Consider the following 20147-nt stretch of genomic DNA (forward strand, 5'->3'; position numbering starts at 1 on the left):
GCACGGTGCCGCCGAGAGTGAGATCCGGGTCGGCCGGTTTCGCCACAAGCTTGATTCCGGCCGGGATAACAAAGATGGTCCGGTCCGCAGCAGGCAGCTGTGCGGCACGCGCGCGGCTCCTGTCGATAAAGTTTTTGAGCGTTTCATCGGCGAAAACGTCGACATGTACCAGCTGTCGGCTCGGCGAAGGCGGAAGGGGCGTCGACGTTTCGTAGTCGACATATTCGCCTGGCTGGCCCAGCAGCGTACCGGCCTTCACCGGAATCGGCTCGAACTGCGGATGGGTCATCACCGTGCCCACGCCTGTGGGCTCTTTCACGGCCTGCTGGTCGTGCAGGTATATCCAGCCCCAGTCTCCTTCCGCCGTGCGTGCCGTTCCGGCCTGCGTGGCGAGGCCGGGCATAGGAGCTTCGCCTGGCGTTGCCTCCTCACTGACGCCGTCCGGCAACTGCCACGGCGCCTGCGGCCCGTCTTCCCAGCCGAAGTAATCCCCGGCTCTGGCAGCGATCATTGTTCCCGAGGTGATCTGCCTGATATGTCCCCATGGCCCGCGTGTTTCGCCAATTGCGACCTCGCTGCCTTCCGGCAGGAAGGCCACGTGCTGCCCTGGAGTGAACTTGTTCTTCTTGCCGGGCTTCGGAGCGGTGTAGACGAACGCACCCTTTCCGCCGCCTCCAGTCTGTGTATCTTTGCTGCCGATCCGGAATGCGTCCACGCCTGGCCACCAGCCTGGCCGCGCGAGCTTTCCGTCCAGCAGGTAGGTACTCCAGTCAGCCATGTGCATGTACAGGCTGAAGAAGGTCAGCGTCTCGTCGGCTGGCTGGGCGGCCGTACTGCCTGGCGCGCGCGGCATGGTCATCCTGTGCCGGACCAGTACGAAACCCGTCGAATACCAGGCCCAGCGGCGCGTCTGCGTGTAGTGCAGATGAGGGTAAGTATCGTCAATCCGGTATGCGACGATTTCACCATCCGCGATCACCTGCACACCTCTCGACTGGTCCAGACGCGACGCGGAGGCGCTGCCAAAGTGAACGCCGCCATGCGGAAAGCCATTCACACCGAGCGGAAAGAATCCGTCGCTCATGGCGCCCAACGCGCCGTAAAAGGTCTGCGGATCTGCGCCTGCTCTGGCGTCCTTTGCGGGGAACGGATACTGCCAGTTCAGTGACGGCGCAGGCTGGGGTGCAGCAGAAGTGCTCTGCCCAGTTGTCGGAGGATTTTGTGGTGAGGCCATGTTGCAGATGGAGTGAGGTTAGCCGGAGAACCTTGAGCTATGTCCGACTACGTCGGCGAGGTCGTTAGGCGCGGGCAGCTTTGAGGACGTTCGCATCGACGCCGCCCCCTTCTTCTGGATCGTGATCACCTTGAAGAACAGATCAGCAGGACCGCCGAGCGTGATGTTCCCGTCTTTAAGCTGGATAAATGCGCCGCCGCATTCGAGAGTCAGTTCCTTCGCAGCCGCAATCGTGACCTTTCCGTTCACACTCGCCACCGACACATCCTGGTCTGCAAACAGCGACATCGCATCGCTCTGAGCCTGAATCTCGACAGGGCCTTTCGCTGCAAATATCCTGATGCCGAGCTTCTGGGCAAACAGCGAGATCTTCTCGCCCGCGGCGACCGTGAAGCGTTTGAGCACGCTCCAGTCGGCGTTCTTCCCCGCAACCGCCGAAACGTCCCCCGAGGCGGCGAACTGCAGGCCCTGCCCTGCAACTATTGCCGCCGAAGCCGGCGTACTCATGAGCAGTCCAGGCTTCTTCAGGCCCTCCAGGTCATCCTTCATCTGCTGTTGCGCATCCGTGTCGGCCGGCTCCGCCTTCGCCGCGCTGGCAGACGCTGCCAGTGCCTTTGCCGTGGCCAGCGCACTTTCGAGCTGCGCCACGGTCTCCTGCATGTCGAGCTGTCTGCCGCTCGCGCCCGGCCGGTCGTACGTGGTCAGATGCAGCCCCTTGCCTGCACGCTCGACCCCGTAGCCCGACGTCCTGAGCTCATAGCCCTCGCCGCGATACTCCAGCTTGTGGTTCACCAGATAGCCGAGATTCAGCTGTGACTTGCCCGAGTGCTCGGTGCTGAGCTTGATGCCTTCCTGGCCGGCCCAGTCCTCCATGCGCAGCTTGTTGTTGCTCTGCGTGCGGATCACATTGCGTGACAGCCAGCGGCGGTCGCTCGTGACCAGATCACGCGCCTGGCTGTGGTGGTGAAACGCTGTAATTTCAGGCTTGTCCGGATCCCCGTCGCGGAATGAAATGACTGCCTCGTCGTTATCCAGGGCGACGAAGTGCATGCCCGTCTGCAGTTTGCCCGCAAACGGTTTTGCCAGGCGCAGCGGCACACTTTCGCCACCCTTGGGCCACTCGGCAAAGTCCACGTCGAAGCGGACCACGTAGTACCCGACCGAATTCAGGTAGCCATAGGTGTATCTGTCAGGACTGCAAATGCGCGCGCTGAGCGTGCCCGCGATTTTCGGCCACGTGTCCGGTCTGATCTCAAGGCGGAAGCGCCGATCCGCGGGAATCGCCCGGTAGCTGTTCCTGTAGGCCTGATCGCGTGCGCCGCTGTGCTTGATGCCGATCACCACCTGCCCTTTCGGCGCGTCCGGCAGCGCGAGGTCCGTCTCGAGCACGCGTGCACACTGCAGCTGCAATACGTTGCCCGCGCCTTCGTACACGACCTGCCGGGCGATTGCGGCTTCGTGGCGCAACTGCGCCTCCCACCGGGCGCCCTGCTGGTCCAGATGGTGAGTCCCGTAGATGTACGGCTGACCATATGTGGTCGGGTCCTGCGGGGCGACGTTCGCGTCGTCCCGGAATCTCTCCCAGGCGCTTTCCGGGTTGTAGTCCGCGACCACGAACGATGCCGGCACCGTTACGGTGTGGGTCCTGAGTGACGTGAGCGCTTCCACGCCGCCCGCTTCGAGGCCCGCTGTTTCCCGATACGGCACGACCAGTTGCGGATCGTAGAGGTAGTGATCGATATCGTCGCAAAACACCACCATATCGCCGAATTCGGTTTCCACGATATAGCAGTAGATGCCCGCCTTCTGCATGAGCATCTGCACGTACGCGAGGTCGTCGATCCTGTACTGGAAGCGGAACAGATGCTTGGGGTACTGCCGCCTCAGCCGGAACGAGAACTGGTGCTCCCTCAGGCCGTGGCGCCGCAGCACGGCCGCAATGATCGCGGGCGTGGTCTGGTGCTGGTAGATCTGGGTGTTGGTGGTGGCCGCAAGCCGTCCGAAATGCGACTTGATGACAATCTCGTAGCGCGTGCAATCGCGGCTCGTCTGGATGGTCGAGAACTGCTCGATGTAGCCTGAGAATTGCCTCGGCAATGCATCGTCCGGCACGATCCGGAACACCGCGTCGCGGCTCAGGTAATCGGCACGCACCAGCTGCCCCGGATGGGTCACCACGACGCGTACGACGTTCGGCTCACCCAGTTCTTCGGAAGCCTCGAACGACACGACCGAGAGCTGCGCCGCGCTGTCCGTGCCCGGCACGTCCAGGAAATACGCCTGGCGTCCAGGTATGGACGTCACACTGGATACAAACTTCCTCGCTTCGTCATACGGGCTGGCCATCTTTTGCAAATTCCTCACCTGGTCAGTACTGCTTCGGAGCTGATAACGGATAGGGCATCTGGGGGGAATACGTTACGCGCCTTTATTGGGCCAGTGAAGCATTGCGCACGTGAGAAGCCAACGCTTGTTGCTTTTGACCACTCTGTGACAACTGACTACTTTCAAAGCTGTTTTTGAGAGGGATTGCATGCTAAACATCTGCTGCTCAGCAGCAGCGGAAAAGACCAGATACTGAGCGATGCGAAAAGGACTCCGTAACACTTTTGTAGCAAGGGTATGGCGATTCTCTGGAAGCTCGCGCAGCGTCCAGTCCCGCAGTCGACCGATCTGAATCAGCAACGTTATCAACGATGAACCTCACACTATCTCTGCCGGCACGTGGCGCTTTCACGATACCGCAGCACTTCGAGCGGCAGCCGCTGAGCGAGCAGATCTCCACTGCACAGGTGGCCGGTAACGCCGCAGCAGACATGCAGACAATCGGTGTCGAACGCCTACGATGAAACCCTCCCCCGCACAACAGATCTCAGATCTGCTTCCCCTTGCACTACGCGACACGGCAAGTACTGTCGTTGCGCTGCGCAGCGGCAACCCGCCAGCGCCGGAAGTGGTGTTCGAAGACTCGAATGCCCAGGTCGCCGCGCTGCGCGACCAGTTGCAGCGGCGCGGTCTTGCAGTCGACGTAATTGACGACGCCCTTTATGCGCAATGCGCGCTGCTCGATGAAGCAGCTCTGAACGGGCTTACTGGAGCGGCGCGCGATTCGTGGGAGCGCGAGCCACTCCAGGTGCGCGTGTTCGGCCGCAACGACGCGGGCGAAGAGTTGTTAAGACGGATCGATCGGCGCCTGAGTGAGGACAACCCTGTACAGCCTCTGCTAAAAATCTTTGCCGCTGTGCTGAGACTGGGGTTCAGGGGTCGCTACGCCATGAACGACAGCGCAGCGCGCGAGAAGCTCATTCATTCGATTGACGACTGCATTGCGCGTGCCGGTGGGACCAGCACAGACAGCAGCGTGGGGCATCAATCCGCGCCCCTCGTAATCAACCCCTCCCCCTGGCGGCTGCCGCCGCTGCCTCCTGTCGCCTGGGTCGCCGTTGCCGGCTTTGCAGCCGGACTGGTCTGGTTCGCCATCGACCGCTGGCTGCAGTCATCCATTGCCGGTATGGCGCACTGAGGCACCCATGCGAATCGGACCAGGACTTTTCGAGCGGATCACCGGGCATTTTGCCGACGGCTCTGCAATCAGCGACTTCACACCGGAGGAACAAACCTTCCTTTCGGTACGGGACAACATCGAGCGAATCCTGAACAGCCGGCGGCGCTCGCTCGCGCATCTGCCGGACTTCGGGCTGGACGATCTGTCCGAAATCTACCGGCACCTGCCCTCATCGACATTCCGGCTGCGCAATGCGATCGAATCCACGTTGCTCAAGTACGAGCCTCGACTCAAGGCGATCGACATCGAGGTGCACAGCGCGGAGCCGGGCATGATGGTCAGCTTCACCATGGCGTGTCATCTGCATAAGGAAGGGCTCGTGCGGTTCGACACAGTGTTCACACCAGACGGCAAGACCCGACTGAAGATGCTGCAGGCGGCGCTTGACCGGTATTGATGCGCGGCAGAGCGGATCAACACGATCGAACCCAACAAGGAGAACTGGAATGGCAACGATGCTGGCAATCAAAGGGAACCGGACGACCACCGGCGGCCAGGTACTCGAGGGCGACGAGAATTTTGCGGACGAGAACGGCGCACTCGCGAAGGACGGAGGACTCGCGTCGTGCGGACGCTGCGGGCATCCCGGCCCGATGCTCGGCACCGCGCAAGGCTGGGGGTTGACCGGCGCCACTGCCGCGGTGAAAGACAACGATATCGTCGCATGCCAGTGCCCGCGCGGCGTCAATCGCGTGATCGCCCGCTCCGAGTACTACGACGGTTGACCGTGACTCGGCTTTTGCCGGCGGAATGGGCCTTTGCCAGGAGAGGCCAATAACAAACGTGGCACATGCTCACCGCGGCAACGGGCCTCTTTCGTGAATGCGGGCGTACGTTTATCCGCATTCACGACAGCAATATCACTCACCTCACGCAAGCACTCAGAAGAAGGAAGGCCCGAGCCGACCGCACTGACCCCTCACCGCACCCGCCCCACATCTCTTCTCCTCAACGACTCCGGCAACCCCCACAACACAATCGCCGCGCAAACGACGCTCAGCGAGCCGATCACATACAGCGCTGGCGTAGTGCTGCCAGTCAGATCCCGCACGCGGCCCACCATGATCGGACTGACAATCCCGCCGAGCTGACCCAACGTGTTGATCAGCGCGATGCCGCCCGCCGCGCCGGCGCCCGTCACCAGCTTCGGCGGCAGTGCCCAGAACGCCGGAATCGACGCGACCACGCCCGCACCCATTACGGCCAGCGCTACGATCAGGAAACCGGTCTGCTTGTCGAAGAAACCCGCCGCGAAAAATCCGAGCGCCGACATCAACAGCAAACCAACCACGAACTTGCGCCGCTCGCCGTTGGCGTCGGACAAGCGACCCACCACCACCATGCAGATCGCGCCACACACATACGGCACCGCGGTCAACAGCCCGATCAGCGTCGGATTGTGCGTACCGGCCACGCGAATCAGATGCGGCGCCCAAAAATTCAACCCGTACGACGCGATCTGAATCAGAAAATAGACAAGCCCAAGCGTCAGGAAACCCGGCGTGCGGATAGCACCCAAAAACGAATGCCCGGTCTGCGGATGATGACTCTGCTGCGCAATCTGCTCAGCGAGAAACGACTTCTCCACGGGCGAGAGCCAGTTCGCATCGTCAATGCGGTCTTTCAGCAGCTTCAGCACCAGATAACCCAGCAGTATGCACGGCAGGCCGCCGAGCAGGAACAGCCAGTGCCATCCGGGCATGCCGAGCACGCCGTTCATATGGCCGATGACAAGCCCCGCTAGCGGCGCGCCCACCAGCCCGGAAAACGCCGACGCAAGAAACAGCATGGACGTGATGCGTCCGCGGTAGCTCGGCGGAAACCACAGCGTGAGGTAGTACAGCACGCCCGGCGCAAAGCCCGCCTCCATTGCGCCAATCAAAAACCGCAGTCCGTAAAACTGCCACTCGTTGCTGACGAACACCATCGCCGCAGTCGCGAGTCCCCATGAAATCATGATGCGCGCGATCCAGCGACGTGCTCCCACCTTGTAGAGGAAAAGATTGCTTGGCACTTCGAACAATACGTAGCCGATCACGAACAGACTCGCGCCGAGACCATACGCCGTATCGGACAGCCCAAGATCGCTTTGCAACTGGAACTTCGCGAAGCTGATATTGATGCGGTCGAAAAACGCAAACAGATAGCAGATCATGATGAGCGGCATCAGCCGCCATGCCACTTTGCGGATGATGGCCGCCGCGCCGTCCGCGCTCTGTCCACGCTCGCCGGTTGCGATTGCGCCAAGGTCACTCATGTTTCGTCTCCAATGCCGGATTCGGGCCCTGCCGTCCGGTCGTTTAGTGGATCAGCAAAAATCAGATATGCAGCACGTAGTCGGGCACGGGATGCAGGTCGCTATTGCGTCCTGCCTTCGCGACTTGCCCCGGTACGTCGTGGCCGAGCAACTCCGGCAGTGCTCGCGACAGCGCGAGCAGCTTCACCAGGTCTATCCCGGTGGGAATGCCCATTTCGTTGCACAGGTTCACGAGGTCCTCTGTGCAGATGTTGCCGGACGCACCCGGTGCAAACGGGCAACCGCCGAGGCCGCCCAACGCGGCGTCGAAGCGCCGCGCGCCGGCTTCGTACGCGGCCAGCACATTGGCAAGTCCGAGCCCGCGGGTATTGTGAAAGTGCAGCGTGAGCGCGGAAGGCGGCACGCGTTGCAGCACCCGTTTGACGAGCCGCGCCACCTGGCGAGGATTGGCCATGCCGGTTGTATCGGCAAGCGTAATGCCTTTAATGCCCATCTCGCGATAAGTATCGACAATGCCGACCACGCGATCCTCGTCGATTACGCCTTCGAACGGGCAGCCGAATGCCGTTGCGACCGTTGCGTTCAACCGCACGCCAGTGTCCTTCACGTGACGCACGATGTCGCCAAACGCCGCGAGCGACGACTCGCAACTCATGCGCATATTCGCGCGGTTATGCGTCTGACTCGCCGACATCACGAGGTTCAGCTCATCAGCCTTCGCGGCGAGCGCGCGTTCCGCACCCTTCAGATTGGGCACCAGCGCCACGTAGATTACGCCCGCGCGCCGCTCGATCTGCGCGAACACGGCTTCGCCGTCGCGCAACGCAGGAATGGCTTTCGGCGACACGAACGAGCCCGCTTCGATGCGTGTGAAGCCGGCCTCGGAAAGGCCGTTGATCAATGCGATCTTGTCCGCGGTCTCTACCCACGTCGGCTCGATCTGCAAGCCGTCGCGCGGCGCAACTTCCTGGACGATCAGTTTGTCGGCGGCTTGCACTGGGTCCGTCAGTGGCGGGGTTCTCGCGTCTGTCATTGCACGGCTCCTTCGCGGCGCAGCCGCTCGATTTCTTCACTCGCAAAGCCGAGTTCGCTCAGCACGCTGCCGGTATGTTCGCCAAGCGCAGGTCCTTGCCAGCGCACTTCGCCCGGCGTGTCCGACAGCTTCGGCACGATGCCTGGCATCTTCACCGAGGCCCCGCCCGGTAGTTGCGCCTGCAACAACATGTCGCGTGCCTGATAGTGCGGATCGGCCACAATGTCGGCGACCGAATAGATGCGCCCCGCCGGCACTTCGGCGCGTTCGAGCGCGGCGAGCACGTCGTCCGTGCAATGGTGCGAGGTCCATGCGGCGATGGCGTCGTCGAGCATCGCGCAGTGCTGGGCGCGGCCGTCGTTGTGCGCGAGCGCGGGATCGTCGGCGAGATCGGGGCGGCCTATCACTTGCATCAGGCGCCGGAAAATCGGATCGCTGTTGCCGGCAATCACCACGTAGCCGTTGTCTTCGGTGGGATAGGTATTGGACGGTGCGATGCCCGGCAGCGCGCCGCCGCTGCGCTCGCGCACATGGCCGAGCAGGTCGTATTCCGGCACGAGGCTTTCCATCAGATTGAAGACGCTTTCTACAAGCGACACGTCCACCACCTGCCCCTCGCCCTGCCCGGTCTTCACGCGCAGCAAGGACATCAACGCGCCGATCACGCCGTGCAGCGACGCAAGCGAGTCGCCAAGGCTCACGCCCACGCGCGCCGGCGCACCGTCCACTTCGCCGGTCGTGTAGCGAATCCCGCCCATGGCTTCGCCGATGGCGCCAAACCCCGGACGGTCGCGATACGGGCCCGACTGCCCATAGCCGGAAATGCGCACCATCGTCAACTTGGGGTTGATTGCGTGCAGCACGTCCCAGCCTATGCCAAGCTTCTCGAGCGCACCGGGACGCAGGTTTTCGATCACGACGTCGGCCTCGGCGGCCAGCCGCTTGACGATTTCCACACCATCCGGCGACTTGAGATTCACGCAAACCGACTTCTTGTTGCGCGACTGCAAGTACCACCAGAGCGAGGTGCCCTCATGCAGTTTGCGCCATTTGCGCAGCGGGTCGCCGGTTTGCGGCGCTTCGATCTTGACGACGTCTGCCCCGAACTCGGCCATCAGACGCGCGGCAAACGGCGCGGCGATGAGTGTACCGATCTCGACGACGCGGATACCCTGAAGGGGTCCACCCATGTGCTGTCTCCAAAGCAGTTTTCTGTTGCAAGACAGCTTGCAGCCATCTGGCGGAGGCGTCCAACCGCAATTCGCCAACGACCGTTCGCGAACGGCGAACGCTCAGGCGCGGCGCGGGTTCAGGGCGCCGGGCGTTGTGCGGCTTGTGCGGCTTGTGCGGCTTGTGCGGCTTGTGCGGTTTGCGCGGTTTGTGCGGCTTGCGACGCTTCGATCGAGCGCAAATGATCGAACAGCAGACGGCTGACGGGCGAGAGCGCCTGCACGTCGCGCACCGCCAGCACGAGGCTGCGGTGCGACCAGTCGTCTTCGAGGGGCGCGCCGACCAGCCCCAGCGGACGCCCCATCAGCTCATAGACCTTTTGCGGCAACACGCCGACGCCCATGCCCGCCTGCACCATCCGGCACACGGCGTCGAAGCCCGGCACGTGAATGCGCAGCCGCAATGACTTGCCCGCCTGACGCGCGGCGATGTGCGTCCGGGCGTTGATCGAACTCGCGGCATGCAGGCCAACGTGGTCGCCGTCGAGCGTTTCGGCAAAAGCTACGCTGCTGCGTGCGGCGAGCGGATGATCGTCGCGCATCACGAGCACCAGCGAATCGTGCCGATAGTGCTCGACATGCAAGTCGCGCGTGTCGGCGTCGGCGGAACAGATGCCGAGATCGGCGAGGCTGTCGTCCACGGCTTCCACCACGCCGCCGCTCGGCCGCTCTTCGAGGTCGAGCTTCACGCGCTCATGCAGCAACTGGAACGCACGCAAGTCTTCGGGCAGAAATTCGACAATGGCGGACAGGTTCGCCATCATCCGCACGTAGCCGCGCACGCCGCTCGCATGCCCAGCCAGCTCGATGCCGATGTTCTCGATGTCGCGCAGTACCCGCCGTGCGTGATGCAGCAGCGTTTCGCCCGCCGGCGTGAGGGTCATGCCGCGCGCGTTGCGCTGAAAGAGCGTGGCGCCCACCGCCTGTTCCAGTTCGAGCAGGCGCTTGCTCGCCGCGGATACGGCAATGGCCTCGCGCTCCGCGGCACGTGTGAGCGTGCCCTCCTCATAGACGGCGAGGAACAGTTGAAGCGTGGTCAGGTCGAGCTTTCGCAGAAGGTTTTTGATCACCATGGCGCGGCGCGGGAAGTTCGTTCAATCGCTCATCATCCCATATGGCGCCGCGCGGGGCTCGCTACGCTTGCGTCATTCCTTCCAGGAGGAGCCGAGAATCATCGTGCAGAAATTCTGCCGATGGTAATGCGGATCCTTCAGTTCCAGCACATCGGCCTTTACGTTGCCGAACGTGGTGTGCGGCTTGTGGATGATGCCCTGCGTGAAGGCGTCGATAATGCCTTCCTTGAAGTGCGTGCCGCGTGCATGCGCGTGCGTGACCGCGTGACGCTGCTCTTCGGTGAATTCGTCGTAGGCAATGCCTAGCACGTCCATTTCCACGCCCGCCGTGACCAGCGCGACCACCGGCTTCATATGCTGCGGAATGCCCGGCGTGGTGTGCAATGCAATCGCGGTCCATACCTGTTCGATGTCGTCTTCGCCGATACCATGACGCCGCAGGAAGTCGCGGGCCGCGTTGGCGCCGTCCACCTCGAAGCGCTCATGGTCCGTGCTGTACGGCGCAACCAGCCCCATGTCATGGAACATTGCGCCGATATACAGCAGCTCCGCGTCGTATTTGAGTTGCTTGCGCTCGCCGGCCAGCGCGCCGAACAGGAACACGCGCCGCGAATGGTGATACAGCAGATCGGTTTCGGTATCGCGCACGAGTTCGGTGGCTTCGCGCGCCATCATGCTGTCGGGAATATGAATGCCTGCAATCGTCGTCATTTGCCTGAGTCCCTGAATGCGTGAATGAAGGGAACGCGCTCGCCGCGCCGCGTGCCAGCACGTTTGCTATGCTGGACCACCGCGTTTGCCGCATGGCTTTTACCGTCGATGCGGTGCGTCCGCTGAAGTCCAGTATTGGTCAACACGCTTTGCGCGACAATCGCGTGAAGCCGTCGAACACTGCCAATCGCACCGCGTTGACTGCCGTGCCCCACGCGCTCGCCTTTGAAGAGAAGGAACCATTCGATGCCCACCGTCGCAATCGCGATCTTTCCTGGCGTGCAGGCGCTCGACGTCGCCGGCCCCGTCGACGTGTTCTCCGAAGCGAACCGCTTTATCGCGCCTGACGCGCGTTACACGGTCACGCTGCTGAGTGCGACTCAGGCGCCGCTGCGTGCGTCCAACGGCATGACGCTGATCGCGGATGCCGCTTTCGAGCGGGCTCACGAGCCGTTTGACCTGGCGTTGGTCGCAGGCGGCCCGGCGTTGCCCGAAGGCGAGCCGCCCGCAGCGCCGTTGCTCGACTGGCTGACGAACGTCGCACCGCAATGCGGCCGTTACGGCTCCATCTGTACGGGCGCCTTCGCGCTCGGCCACGCCGGTTTGCTGGATGAGCGCAACGTCACCACACATTGGCAGCACGCGGCGCAACTTGCTGCGCAGTTTCCCAAGGCGCGCGTCGACTATGACCGCATCTATCTGCGCGACGGACAACTGGTCACCTCAGCGGGCGTGACTGCGGGCATCGACCTTTCGCTTGCCCTAGTCGCCGAAGATCACGGGGCGAATATCGCTCTCGCGGTGGCAAAACGCCTCGTCGTGTTTGCGCAGCGCCAGGGCGGGCAATCGCAATTTAGCCCGTACCTCACGGCGCCGGCCGACGACACGTCGCCGGTTGCGAAGGTGCAGGCGCACGTGATGCAGCACATCGACGAAAGCTTTACCGTCAGGCAACTCGCCGATGTCGCCGGTATGAGCGCACGCCACTTCGCGCGCGTGTTCGTGCAGGAAACCGGCGTGACGCCGCATGAATTCGTCGAGCGAGCGCGGGTTGACGCGGCGCGCCAGTTGCTCGAAAGCAGCGCCGCCGCGCTCAAGGCCATTGCCTACGATTGCGGTTTCGGCACGGCCGACCGCATGCGCATTGTCTTCGTGAAGAGAATCGGCGTCACGCCAATGCAGTACCGCGAACGCTTTCGCGCCGCCTGAGAGCACGCGGGCCGCACCGCTGCGCGTCTGAAACATGCGTGAGAAGATATCGGCCTGCATCAGCCAAATATAAGGACCGACATGAACCCCTCTTCTCCGATTCGCGCCATCGTCACCGGCCACACGCGCGGCCTGGGCGCGGCGCTCGCCGAGCAACTGCTGGCCCGCAATGTCGCCGTGCTCGGTCTGTCACGCTCGCGCCATGCGTCGCTCAAACAGCGCTTTCCCGCACTGCTCGAAGAAGTCGAACTCGAACTGGCCGAGACGGCGCGCGTTGCGCAGTGGCTGCAAACAGATGCGTTGCGGGCATTCGTGAGCGGCGCGCGCACCGTCCTCCTGATCAACAACGCGGGCATGGTGCAACCGATTGGTCCAATCGAAGGACAGGACGCGACGGCCATTGCGACCGCGGTGAGCCTGAACGTGGCCACGCCGCTCATGCTTGCCGGCGCGCTCGCCGCCGCGAGCCCGGACGTGAGCGACCGGCGCATCATGCACATTTCGAGCGGCGCGGCGCGCAATGCGTATGCCGGCTGGAGCGTTTACTGCGCGACCAAGGCGGCGCTGGATCATCACGCGCGCGCCGTCGCGCTGGATGCTACCCGCGCGCTGCGCATTTGCAGCCTCGCGCCCGGTGTCATCGACACGAACATGCAGGCGCAGATTCGCGGCACGGGCGTCGAGCAGTTTCCGCTGCGCGATAAATTCGAAGACCTCAAGCGCAATGGTCAGCTTGCCACGCCCGAACAATCCGCCGCGCAATTGCTTGAATACGCATTTAGCGATGCATTCGGCGAGGCGCCGGTGGCCGATATTCGCGAGATTGCGAAGCCGGTGTGAGGCCGGTGTAAGGCGTCCGACTGCATCTATCGTGGATCCCGAAAAGTCTCACCTTTAAGCGCACGCGGCAATGATTTGTCTACTGTCGGAACGGCGCACGTTAGGAATCGCGGTGTTTTTGCAGCGATCCGGCAGCAGTTCTGCCGCGTTTTTGCGGAGATTTTTTGTCTATTCGGCGTATTGTGCCGGGGGTGTCCCGGCACGCACATGCCGCACCGCCCGCTCCCGAAAATCCTCACCTTTGACCACGCGGCGGTTGGCGATCACCGCAACCCGCGGCTTCATGGCTCCCGAAAACCCTCACCTTTGGCGGCTGCGGACATGCCGCAAAGCCATGCTGGACGGGGAGCGGTAGACGCATAGCTGACCATTCCCGAAAACTCTCACCTTTGAATACGCGCGAATAATCTGGATACCCAGGTAAGCAGTTGACGCGTGGTGTCGATGCAAAACGACTTGTGCGCAACCTGGTTTTTCAGGCGTCCAGGTTTCGCGACTCAGATTAACGGTGAGCCGCACGTCGTAGAGTGGCTCACGGATCGCGCAGCGGGCCCAAAGGTTCCCGAATCTTCTCACCTTCGGTGCTGAACACGAGCCAACGGTTCGTGCTTTCGCCGCCAAGCCGGGCGGACCTCTAACGGATTCCGCGCATTCCGGCGGCAACAACGCAGCGGGTCCGGCGCTCGCCCCACCGCGCCGAAGCACTCCCGAAAACGCTCACCTTTAGCGAGCGTGTCCGCGTCTCAGCTCGCGAGCTTGCGAAACGTCTCGAGCACCGCGTCGCCTTTGAACGGCTTCACGATCCAGCCCTTGACCCCCGCCGCCTTGCCGCGCTCTTTCATTGCCGGGCTGCTTTCCGTCGTCAGCATGATGACGTTGACGGTCTTGTTCGCGAGTTCGCCGCGAATCTTTTCGACCATCGTCAGGCCGTCCATGTTGGGCATGTTGACGTCGCTGATCACGAGCTTGATGCCAGGGCTCGCCTTCAGTTTCGCGAGACCGTCCTTGCCGTCTACTGCCGTGTCCACGTCGAGGCCGTTCTTCTTCAGAAAGCCGGCCACTTCGTCGCGTACCGTGCTCGAGTCATCCACCACCAGAATTTTCGACATATCGTTTCCTTCACTACAAACTATCAAACGACCAAACGCTCAAAACAACTCCAGCTCACCGCTGGTTTCCTCGACGGCGCTCATGTCGGCGATAAAGTCGACCGGCGCATACGCGCAAACGCAAAGAGTGGCGCCCAGGCGGGCGGTGCCGCCAAGCGTCACCGAGTACGACGAAAGCAGCGCAGGCTTCAATTCACGCAGATGCGGCAGACAACGCGCGCTCAGCACATAAGGCGTCGACATGCCGAGGTCCGGGAAATAGCGCAGCAGTTCCTGGTTTATCGCCCCGCAGCACAGGTTGCAGATTTCAAGGAAAGCTTCCTGAAAGGGCCGTTCGTCGGCTTCGTCCCTCAGGTAGTAGCGCCGCGTGCTGTCGTCTTCGTCGAAATGGAGAATCAGCAGAACCCTGAATACGATGGACGAGATGGTCAGCACGACCACCTGGCTGCCAAGCGCCGTGGCCTCATCGGCTTGCGAGGCTGTCACGATCTCGCACGAGTCGTCCGGATCGGAAGGCAGGCGCGCCTGCGCGGCCTTGCGGAAAATGCGTTCAAAGCTGTCTTTTGCATGCGCCGAGATCACGCGGGTACCTCGTCGAGCTTCGCGTGAAATTGCTGGGCCATCGACTCGACGCTCGCAAGCGAAGCCGCAATCATCTTGCCGCCCGCCTGAATGTCCTGAAACGTAGACGTCGTGGTCAGGTCGTTGCGATGCAAACTGTCGCGATAGCTCTTCGACAACTCCTCGGAGCGCGCGGCGAGCGAACGCACCTCGCTCGCCACCACGGCAAAGCCACGGCCGGCATGGCCCGCCCGCGCCGCCTCTATCGACGCGTTGAGCGACACGATCACCACATGCCGCACAATCGACGACAGTTCCTGGTTCTTCGAGTGCATGTCGTGGTTCTGCGTCATTAGCGAGATCATCTGCTCGTGCCAACGCTCGAACGCCGCGCCGAGCCCTTTCAGACGCGCCGCTTCGCTCGCGAGTTGCTGCGCCTGTTGCGCCCACTGCGCTTTGTTCTGCGTGACGGCTGCGAGCGCCGCACGCAATTCGTCGGCGCTTGCGCATTGCTGCGCCAGTTCCGCACGCAACTGCTCGTTTTGCTCGAGCAGCGCCTGCTCGGCCTGCTTGTGTTCTTGCGCCGATACGTCGAGACTCGCGCGCTCCAGCCTGAGCGAATCGACGCGCGCGTCGGCCTGCGCATGCAGCCGCGCCGTGAGCCTTGCGCTGTGAAGCCGATGCGCGACAAAGCCGAGCAACGCCGTTGCGGCGCTGCCGGCCAGCGCCGCCAATAAATACTGTTGGATCACAACCATTCCTTGAAAAGCGCCGCAATTCACCGGCGCAAAGCCACGCTCAAACGCGTCATTGCGCGATTGCGTCCGTGCGGAGTTCGCCGTTTTCATCGCGTGCTTCGGTGCCGAGCGTATCGACGGCCATGCTGTCCGGCAGACACACGATGGTCTGGAACTGACGGAACGCTGCGCCTTTATGGTCGTCGGTGAAACGCAGTTCAATGCTGCCGTTCTCGCGCTTCAGAAAGTCGCGCACGGCATCCATGCCGACGCCGCGGCCTGACACCGCCGTCACTGTTTCCGCCGTCGAAAAGCCCGGCCGGAAAATGAAGTCGGCAATGGCTTCATCGCTCACAGCGTCGTCCCGGCCAATCCAGCCGCGCTCAATCGCGATGCCGCGGATGCGCTCGAGCGCGAGGCCGCGGCCGTCGTCGCTGAGCGTGATCTGCAACACGCCGCTGTCCACGCCGACCTCGATGGAAATCGTGCCCTGCGGCGCCTTGCCTTGCGCGCTGCGCGCCTCGGCTGATTCAATACCGTGGTCCATCGAGTTGCGCAGCAAATGCATGAAGACGTTGTTAAGCAAACTACCGGCGTGGCCGCGCAGACGATAACCGTTGTCGTCGATCTGCACACTCGGCGCCGGCTTGCCCAGCTCGCCCGCAAGCGAGGGCAGCGAACCGAGCACGCCCGAGAGCGCGTCGCGAATGCTTTCGCTGCCGAGCGCGCGCAGGTTGCGGCGCAAGGTACCGTGCAGGGCCTGCAACTCGTGCAGCGCGTTGGCATCAGTCGTATCGAGCAGATTCAGCGTGCGCTGGATCTGCTCCTTTTCCACCATCACATAGCGGCCTGCATTACCGGCGTCGTTGCGCCGCGCCTGGCCTTTGCGCCCCAGACTATGTTCGTTGATACGCGCGTAAGCTTCGATCGCCTCGCGCACGCGCGCCAACTCCTGCATCAGATGCTCCTGATCCCACGAACGGTCCGCGTCCGGGCGGCGAAGTTCGTGGTAGCTCTGCTCCGTTTCGTGAACGACGTCCGTCAGATGCTGCAGGTTATATGTGCGCGCATTGCCCTTGATGGTGTGCATATTGCGGAACAGTTCGGCAATTGCCGCGTGATCTGCTTCCGAATGCTTGCGAATGATGCGCTCGTTTTCGCTAATGAAGCCCGCCGAGCTTTCAATGAAGTGGTGAAACTTCTCTTCGCTGACGGCGAGAATCTCGCCGATCATGTCGAGGCGCCGACGCTGTTCGCTCGCTTCCGCCGCGAGCTTGCGCAACTCGGTCACGTCGCGCACACACAGCATCAGGCGCACGATCACATCGTTTTCGTCGGTAATCGCGGACCAGCTCAGGTCGAGAATCTTCACGCGGCCATCGGCCATGCGCTTCGAAATTTCGCCGACCAGCAAATGCTGATTGAAAGCGAAGTTGATGCAGTCTTCGCCGAGGCACGCATGCGCGGCGGCGTCGACTTGCGACAGCGCGTCGGCGCCGAGATCCGTGTCCGCGAACACGAGATCCATGAGTGAGCGGCCGGCAATGTCTTTCGTTTCGAAAATGTCTTCCAGATACGCCGAGTACTCCGCGTGAATCACGACACCGTCGATCACCGTCAGAATGCCCTGCTGCATGTTCTGCAACATCGCCTGAATGTCGGCGGTTTTCTGTTTCAGTTGCGCCGAGCTTTCCTGGATCTTTTCGATCATGCCGTTGAACGCGACAATCGAACGGCCAATTTCGTCAAGACGCCCTACCGGCACGCGGCGCGTGAAATCCTGGCTCGATGCAATCTCGCTCATCATCGCCTGCATGCGGCTAAGCGGCCGCGTAATCTGCCGATACAGCAATGCGCCAATGGAAGTCAGCAGGAGAATCGCGATGCCGGTGACGGCAGCAATTGCCGTCGTCGTGGTTGCAAGCGTCGCATTGAGCGCGATGATTGCTTCGTCTTTCTGGCGGTTTTTCTCGACGCGCAGCGTGTCGACAATGCCTTCCAGCTCGTCGCGATACTGCGCGACGTTTGCAAACAGATACGCCTGCGCGAGTTCGTTCTTGCCGTCGGCTTTCATTTTCGCCGTCTCGGCAATCGCGGAGAAGTAGTTGTCGAGACTGTCACGGGCCTGCGAAACAAGGCCCTTTTGCGCGTGACTGGCAGCGTCTTTGGCCTGCAAGGCGAGCGCCTGTTCCAGCGCGATACGTTTCTTCTTCAGTTCTTCCTGCGCCTGCGCGACCATGTCGCCGTCGGGCGCGTAGACGAGCGTCATGGTGGCGATCTGCACGTCCTTGACCTGCGAAACGAGGTCGGCGGAAGCAAGCGCGCTCGGCACGACGCCTTCGGTGACCTTGCGCACTTCGGCTGCGCTGCCGCGCGTTTGGTAGACGGCGTAGCCGCCTATCGCCGACAAGGCGACGAACATCAAGACAACCAATAGCGTGATGCGATGACGGATAGTCATGTGAACCCCGGGTTCTGGCCTTCGCGTCTGCCCTCGTTGGAGCAGCGCGTTTTTTCGTGCGATATGTTTTCGTGCGATATGGCTCGCGCGTGGAATTGCTTTTTGAATCGTGCTTGCAGCACTGCTGCAGTATTGCTCGCACGTGTTACCAAGCGATGACGACAGACTTTCCGCCCATGTTTGAAGGCGCGAATTTATTTCTCAAGTTTTAGGCAGCGCTGCCGTTAATTGACGGCCGCTAATTTCTGCGTTGTCACCATTCCAACAAACTGCGCGTCCAGACTGGAATCTTTATCTGGCAAAGTGGAGCGAGACGATGAACGTCAGCGTGCGCAGCTATCTTTCTCCGACACTCGTACTACTCGCGTTCGATTGGCCCGAAGGCGCAACACGCGACGATTTTCTCGGCTTCGCGATCAAGCGCACGCCCGGTTTTCTTTCTGCGGACGGACGGCAACGCGAGGCAAGCAGCTGGCTGCCGAACCGCTTGACCTTTACAGGCGCCGTGCCGGACACGCAGAAAGACGCGCCGACCAATGAGGCGCCGATCCAGAAGTTCATGTGGTGGGACGCACGTATCGACGAAGCGGATCGTGAACAGTCCTTCACGTATCTGGTGTATCCAGTGGTTGGCAAGCCCGACGCCCTGCATCTGCTCGACGCGCAGAAAGGCGAATGCAAGCTGACGTTGCCGTCGCATATCGAAGCGCACATCGGTACGTGGTTCAACCGCGCGGTGGTCAGTTCGCAGGCATTCGCGCGCAAGGTGGCGGCATTGCATCTTGCGCCGAACGAGGCGCCGTCGGCGGAACAGGCGTTGCGCCTGCGCACCTGGCTCGCGAACGATTTGCAGCAGGTGTTCGCGTTGACGCTGAAGGACGCGCGTCGCGCGGCGTCCGCCGTGTATCACCTCACCGATCAGCTATGGGCCATCCCTGCCTTCGCCGCGTTCGGCGAGAAAGAGGGCAAGGCGGCGCTCGCAATCGTGTACGACGCTCACAAGGTGTCGCAAAGGGGTAAGCCGCCCGCGCCTTCGCCTAACCAGCCCGCCGTCGAACAGCTTGCCGCTGTCGCCACATTCGCGCCGCGCGACAAGACGCACATCATGCACGACAAGTTCATTGTCACCGACGACGGCAACGGCAAGCTCGCACCCGCGCGCGTGCTGACCGGCTCGGCAAACTTCACGACCGAGGGCATCACCGAACAGGCGAACGTGCTGCATCTGTTCGACTCGCCGCAACTCGCCTCGGTTTACAGCGAACGCGCTAAAGCGCTGGCAGGCAATCCGGGCATTGCGGAGACAGCGAAGCTCGCGCCGGGCTGGTCGGAGACTATCGAAGTAGGCAGCGCGAAAGTGCGGGTGTGCTTCTCACCGGAGCAGAAGAACTCGCGCACGCAGATTGATACGATTGTCGATGCGATCAAACACGCAAAGCACTCGGTGGTGTTCTGTCTTTTCATGCCGACCGACGAACCGTTACGCGACGCATGCTTCGCGGCGGGCGACAGAGACTTGATGATGTTCGGACTCGTCAACCACATTAGCCCGAGATCGGCGCAGGCGGCGCAAGAAGCGCAGGAAAACGGACAGATCGTCACGACCACCGCGCTCGCCAACATGGACCTGTACCACCGGGGCCGTGAAAAACACGACGTGATCGACGCGGAATACTTCTCGCCGGCAACCGTCCCAGCGGGCTTCGAGCCGGAGCTGCGACTTTTTCCCGGCGAAAATCCGCCGCCCTATGCGCCTGTAATCGTTCACCACAAGTTCATCGTGATCGACGCCGAGGGCACGAATCCGATCGTCTACACCGGCTCGGCGAATATGAGCAACAACTCGGAGCATTTCAACGACGAAAACCTGCTCGAAATCCGCGACCGCCGCATTGCCGGCACGTATCTCGCGGAATTTTTGCGGCTCTACGAGCACTATCGCGCACGGGCTCTTGCGATACGCGAGCGGCACGGCGGCGCACATCAGTCACTCAAGCTCGCACCAGACGGCGCGTGGTCGAAGAAGTACTTTGTCGCGCATAGCCCCGAGTCCAAATCGCGCGTGGCGCTCGCGCACGGTGGCGATTAAGTGAGCGGGACAACGGGAGCGCGCCACGACACTGCGCTC

The 20147-nt window shown here is 62.1% G+C and carries 16 protein-coding genes and 1 pseudogene; 6 read left to right on the plus strand and 11 right to left on the minus strand.

Features of this window, described 5'->3' with window-relative positions; all coding sequences use genetic code 11:
* Both JNB89_RS22755 and JNB89_RS22760 read right to left on the minus strand, forming a co-directional pair.
* Positions 1-1084 (minus strand): annotated as a pseudogene (locus tag JNB89_RS22755) (lytic transglycosylase domain-containing protein); the annotation flags it as partial.
* Positions 1085-1252: 168 nt separating this feature from the next.
* Positions 1253-3580, minus strand: coding sequence for a type VI secretion system Vgr family protein (locus JNB89_RS22760; protein WP_220363670.1), 2328 nt, complete (start codon positions 3578-3580; stop codon positions 1253-1255).
* Between the two features lie 499 nt (positions 3581-4079).
* Here JNB89_RS22760 and JNB89_RS22765 point away from each other — a divergent pair, with 499 nt between their 5' ends.
* Genes JNB89_RS22765 through JNB89_RS22775 form a run of 3 tightly spaced genes read left to right on the plus strand, consistent with a single transcriptional unit; the run spans position 4080 to position 5524 of the window.
* Positions 4080-4757, plus strand: coding sequence for a DotU family type IV/VI secretion system protein (locus JNB89_RS22765; protein WP_220363671.1), 678 nt, complete (start codon positions 4080-4082; stop codon positions 4755-4757).
* A 7-nt stretch (positions 4758-4764) separates the two neighbouring features.
* Positions 4765-5196: a type VI secretion system baseplate subunit TssE gene (tssE, locus tag JNB89_RS22770; protein ID WP_135890871.1), complete on the plus strand. Its 432-nt coding sequence runs from the start codon at positions 4765-4767 to the stop codon at positions 5194-5196.
* Between the two features lie 49 nt (positions 5197-5245).
* The gene (locus JNB89_RS22775; protein WP_135890872.1) at positions 5246-5524 is read left to right on the plus strand and encodes a PAAR domain-containing protein; all 279 of its coding nucleotides are present in this window, start codon (positions 5246-5248) and stop codon (positions 5522-5524) included.
* A 194-nt stretch (positions 5525-5718) separates the two neighbouring features.
* Here JNB89_RS22775 and JNB89_RS22780 read toward each other — a convergent pair whose 3' ends face one another.
* The 5 genes from JNB89_RS22780 to JNB89_RS22800 form a co-directional block, all read right to left on the minus strand.
* Positions 5719-7056: an MFS transporter gene (locus JNB89_RS22780; protein WP_013342156.1), complete on the minus strand. Its 1338-nt coding sequence runs from the start codon at positions 7054-7056 to the stop codon at positions 5719-5721.
* A 61-nt stretch (positions 7057-7117) separates the two neighbouring features.
* On the minus strand, positions 7118-8089 hold the full coding sequence (locus JNB89_RS22785; RefSeq protein WP_220363672.1) for a hydroxymethylglutaryl-CoA lyase: 972 nt from the start codon (positions 8087-8089) through the stop codon (positions 7118-7120).
* Positions 8086-9279, minus strand: coding sequence for a CaiB/BaiF CoA transferase family protein (locus JNB89_RS22790; RefSeq protein ID WP_135890875.1), 1194 nt, complete (start codon positions 9277-9279; stop codon positions 8086-8088). The genes JNB89_RS22785 and JNB89_RS22790 overlap by 4 nt, the downstream gene beginning before the upstream one ends.
* A 119-nt stretch (positions 9280-9398) precedes the next feature.
* Positions 9399-10391 (minus strand): LysR family transcriptional regulator, encoded by a 993-nt coding sequence (locus JNB89_RS22795; RefSeq protein ID WP_220363673.1) that lies wholly within the window; start codon positions 10389-10391, stop codon positions 9399-9401.
* 72 nt (positions 10392-10463) lie between these two features.
* Positions 10464-11102 carry an HD domain-containing protein gene (locus JNB89_RS22800; RefSeq protein ID WP_220363674.1) on the minus strand — a complete coding sequence of 213 codons (639 nt, stop codon included), beginning with the start codon at positions 11100-11102 and terminating at the stop codon, positions 10464-10466.
* Between the two features lie 246 nt (positions 11103-11348).
* Here JNB89_RS22800 and JNB89_RS22805 point away from each other — a divergent pair, with 246 nt between their 5' ends.
* Positions 11349-12311, plus strand: a complete 963-nt coding sequence (locus tag JNB89_RS22805; protein ID WP_220363675.1) for a GlxA family transcriptional regulator — start codon at positions 11349-11351, stop codon at positions 12309-12311.
* 81 nt (positions 12312-12392) lie between these two features.
* Entirely contained in the window at positions 12393-13151 is a 759-nt protein-coding gene (locus JNB89_RS22810; RefSeq protein WP_013342162.1) for an SDR family oxidoreductase, read from the plus strand.
* Between the two features lie 743 nt (positions 13152-13894).
* Here JNB89_RS22810 and JNB89_RS22815 read toward each other — a convergent pair.
* From JNB89_RS22815 to JNB89_RS22830, 4 genes are read right to left on the minus strand one after another with little or no spacing between them, the layout of a single operon-like run.
* Positions 13895-14260 carry a response regulator gene (locus tag JNB89_RS22815; RefSeq protein WP_007178665.1) on the minus strand — a complete coding sequence of 122 codons (366 nt, stop codon included), beginning with the start codon at positions 14258-14260 and terminating at the stop codon, positions 13895-13897.
* A gap of 39 nt (positions 14261-14299) precedes the next feature.
* Positions 14300-14842: a hypothetical protein gene (locus tag JNB89_RS22820; protein ID WP_220363676.1), complete on the minus strand. Its 543-nt coding sequence runs from the start codon at positions 14840-14842 to the stop codon at positions 14300-14302.
* The gene (locus tag JNB89_RS22825; protein ID WP_220363677.1) at positions 14839-15573 is read right to left on the minus strand and encodes a methyl-accepting chemotaxis protein; all 735 of its coding nucleotides are present in this window, start codon (positions 15571-15573) and stop codon (positions 14839-14841) included. The genes JNB89_RS22820 and JNB89_RS22825 overlap by 4 nt, the downstream gene beginning before the upstream one ends.
* Before the next feature lie 55 nt (positions 15574-15628).
* Complete coding sequence (locus JNB89_RS22830) at positions 15629-18019, minus strand: HAMP domain-containing protein (protein ID WP_220363678.1); 2391 nt, start codon at positions 18017-18019, stop codon at positions 15629-15631.
* 316 nt (positions 18020-18335) lie between these two features.
* Here JNB89_RS22830 and JNB89_RS22835 point away from each other — a divergent pair, with 316 nt between their 5' ends.
* The gene (locus JNB89_RS22835) at positions 18336-20108 is read left to right on the plus strand and encodes a phospholipase D-like domain-containing protein (protein WP_220363679.1); all 1773 of its coding nucleotides are present in this window, start codon (positions 18336-18338) and stop codon (positions 20106-20108) included.
* The last annotated feature ends 39 nt before the right edge of the window (positions 20109-20147 follow it).

The sequence above is a fragment of the Paraburkholderia phenoliruptrix genome, from assembly GCF_019511605.1.
Classification (GTDB): domain Bacteria; phylum Pseudomonadota; class Gammaproteobacteria; order Burkholderiales; family Burkholderiaceae; genus Paraburkholderia; species Paraburkholderia phenoliruptrix_A.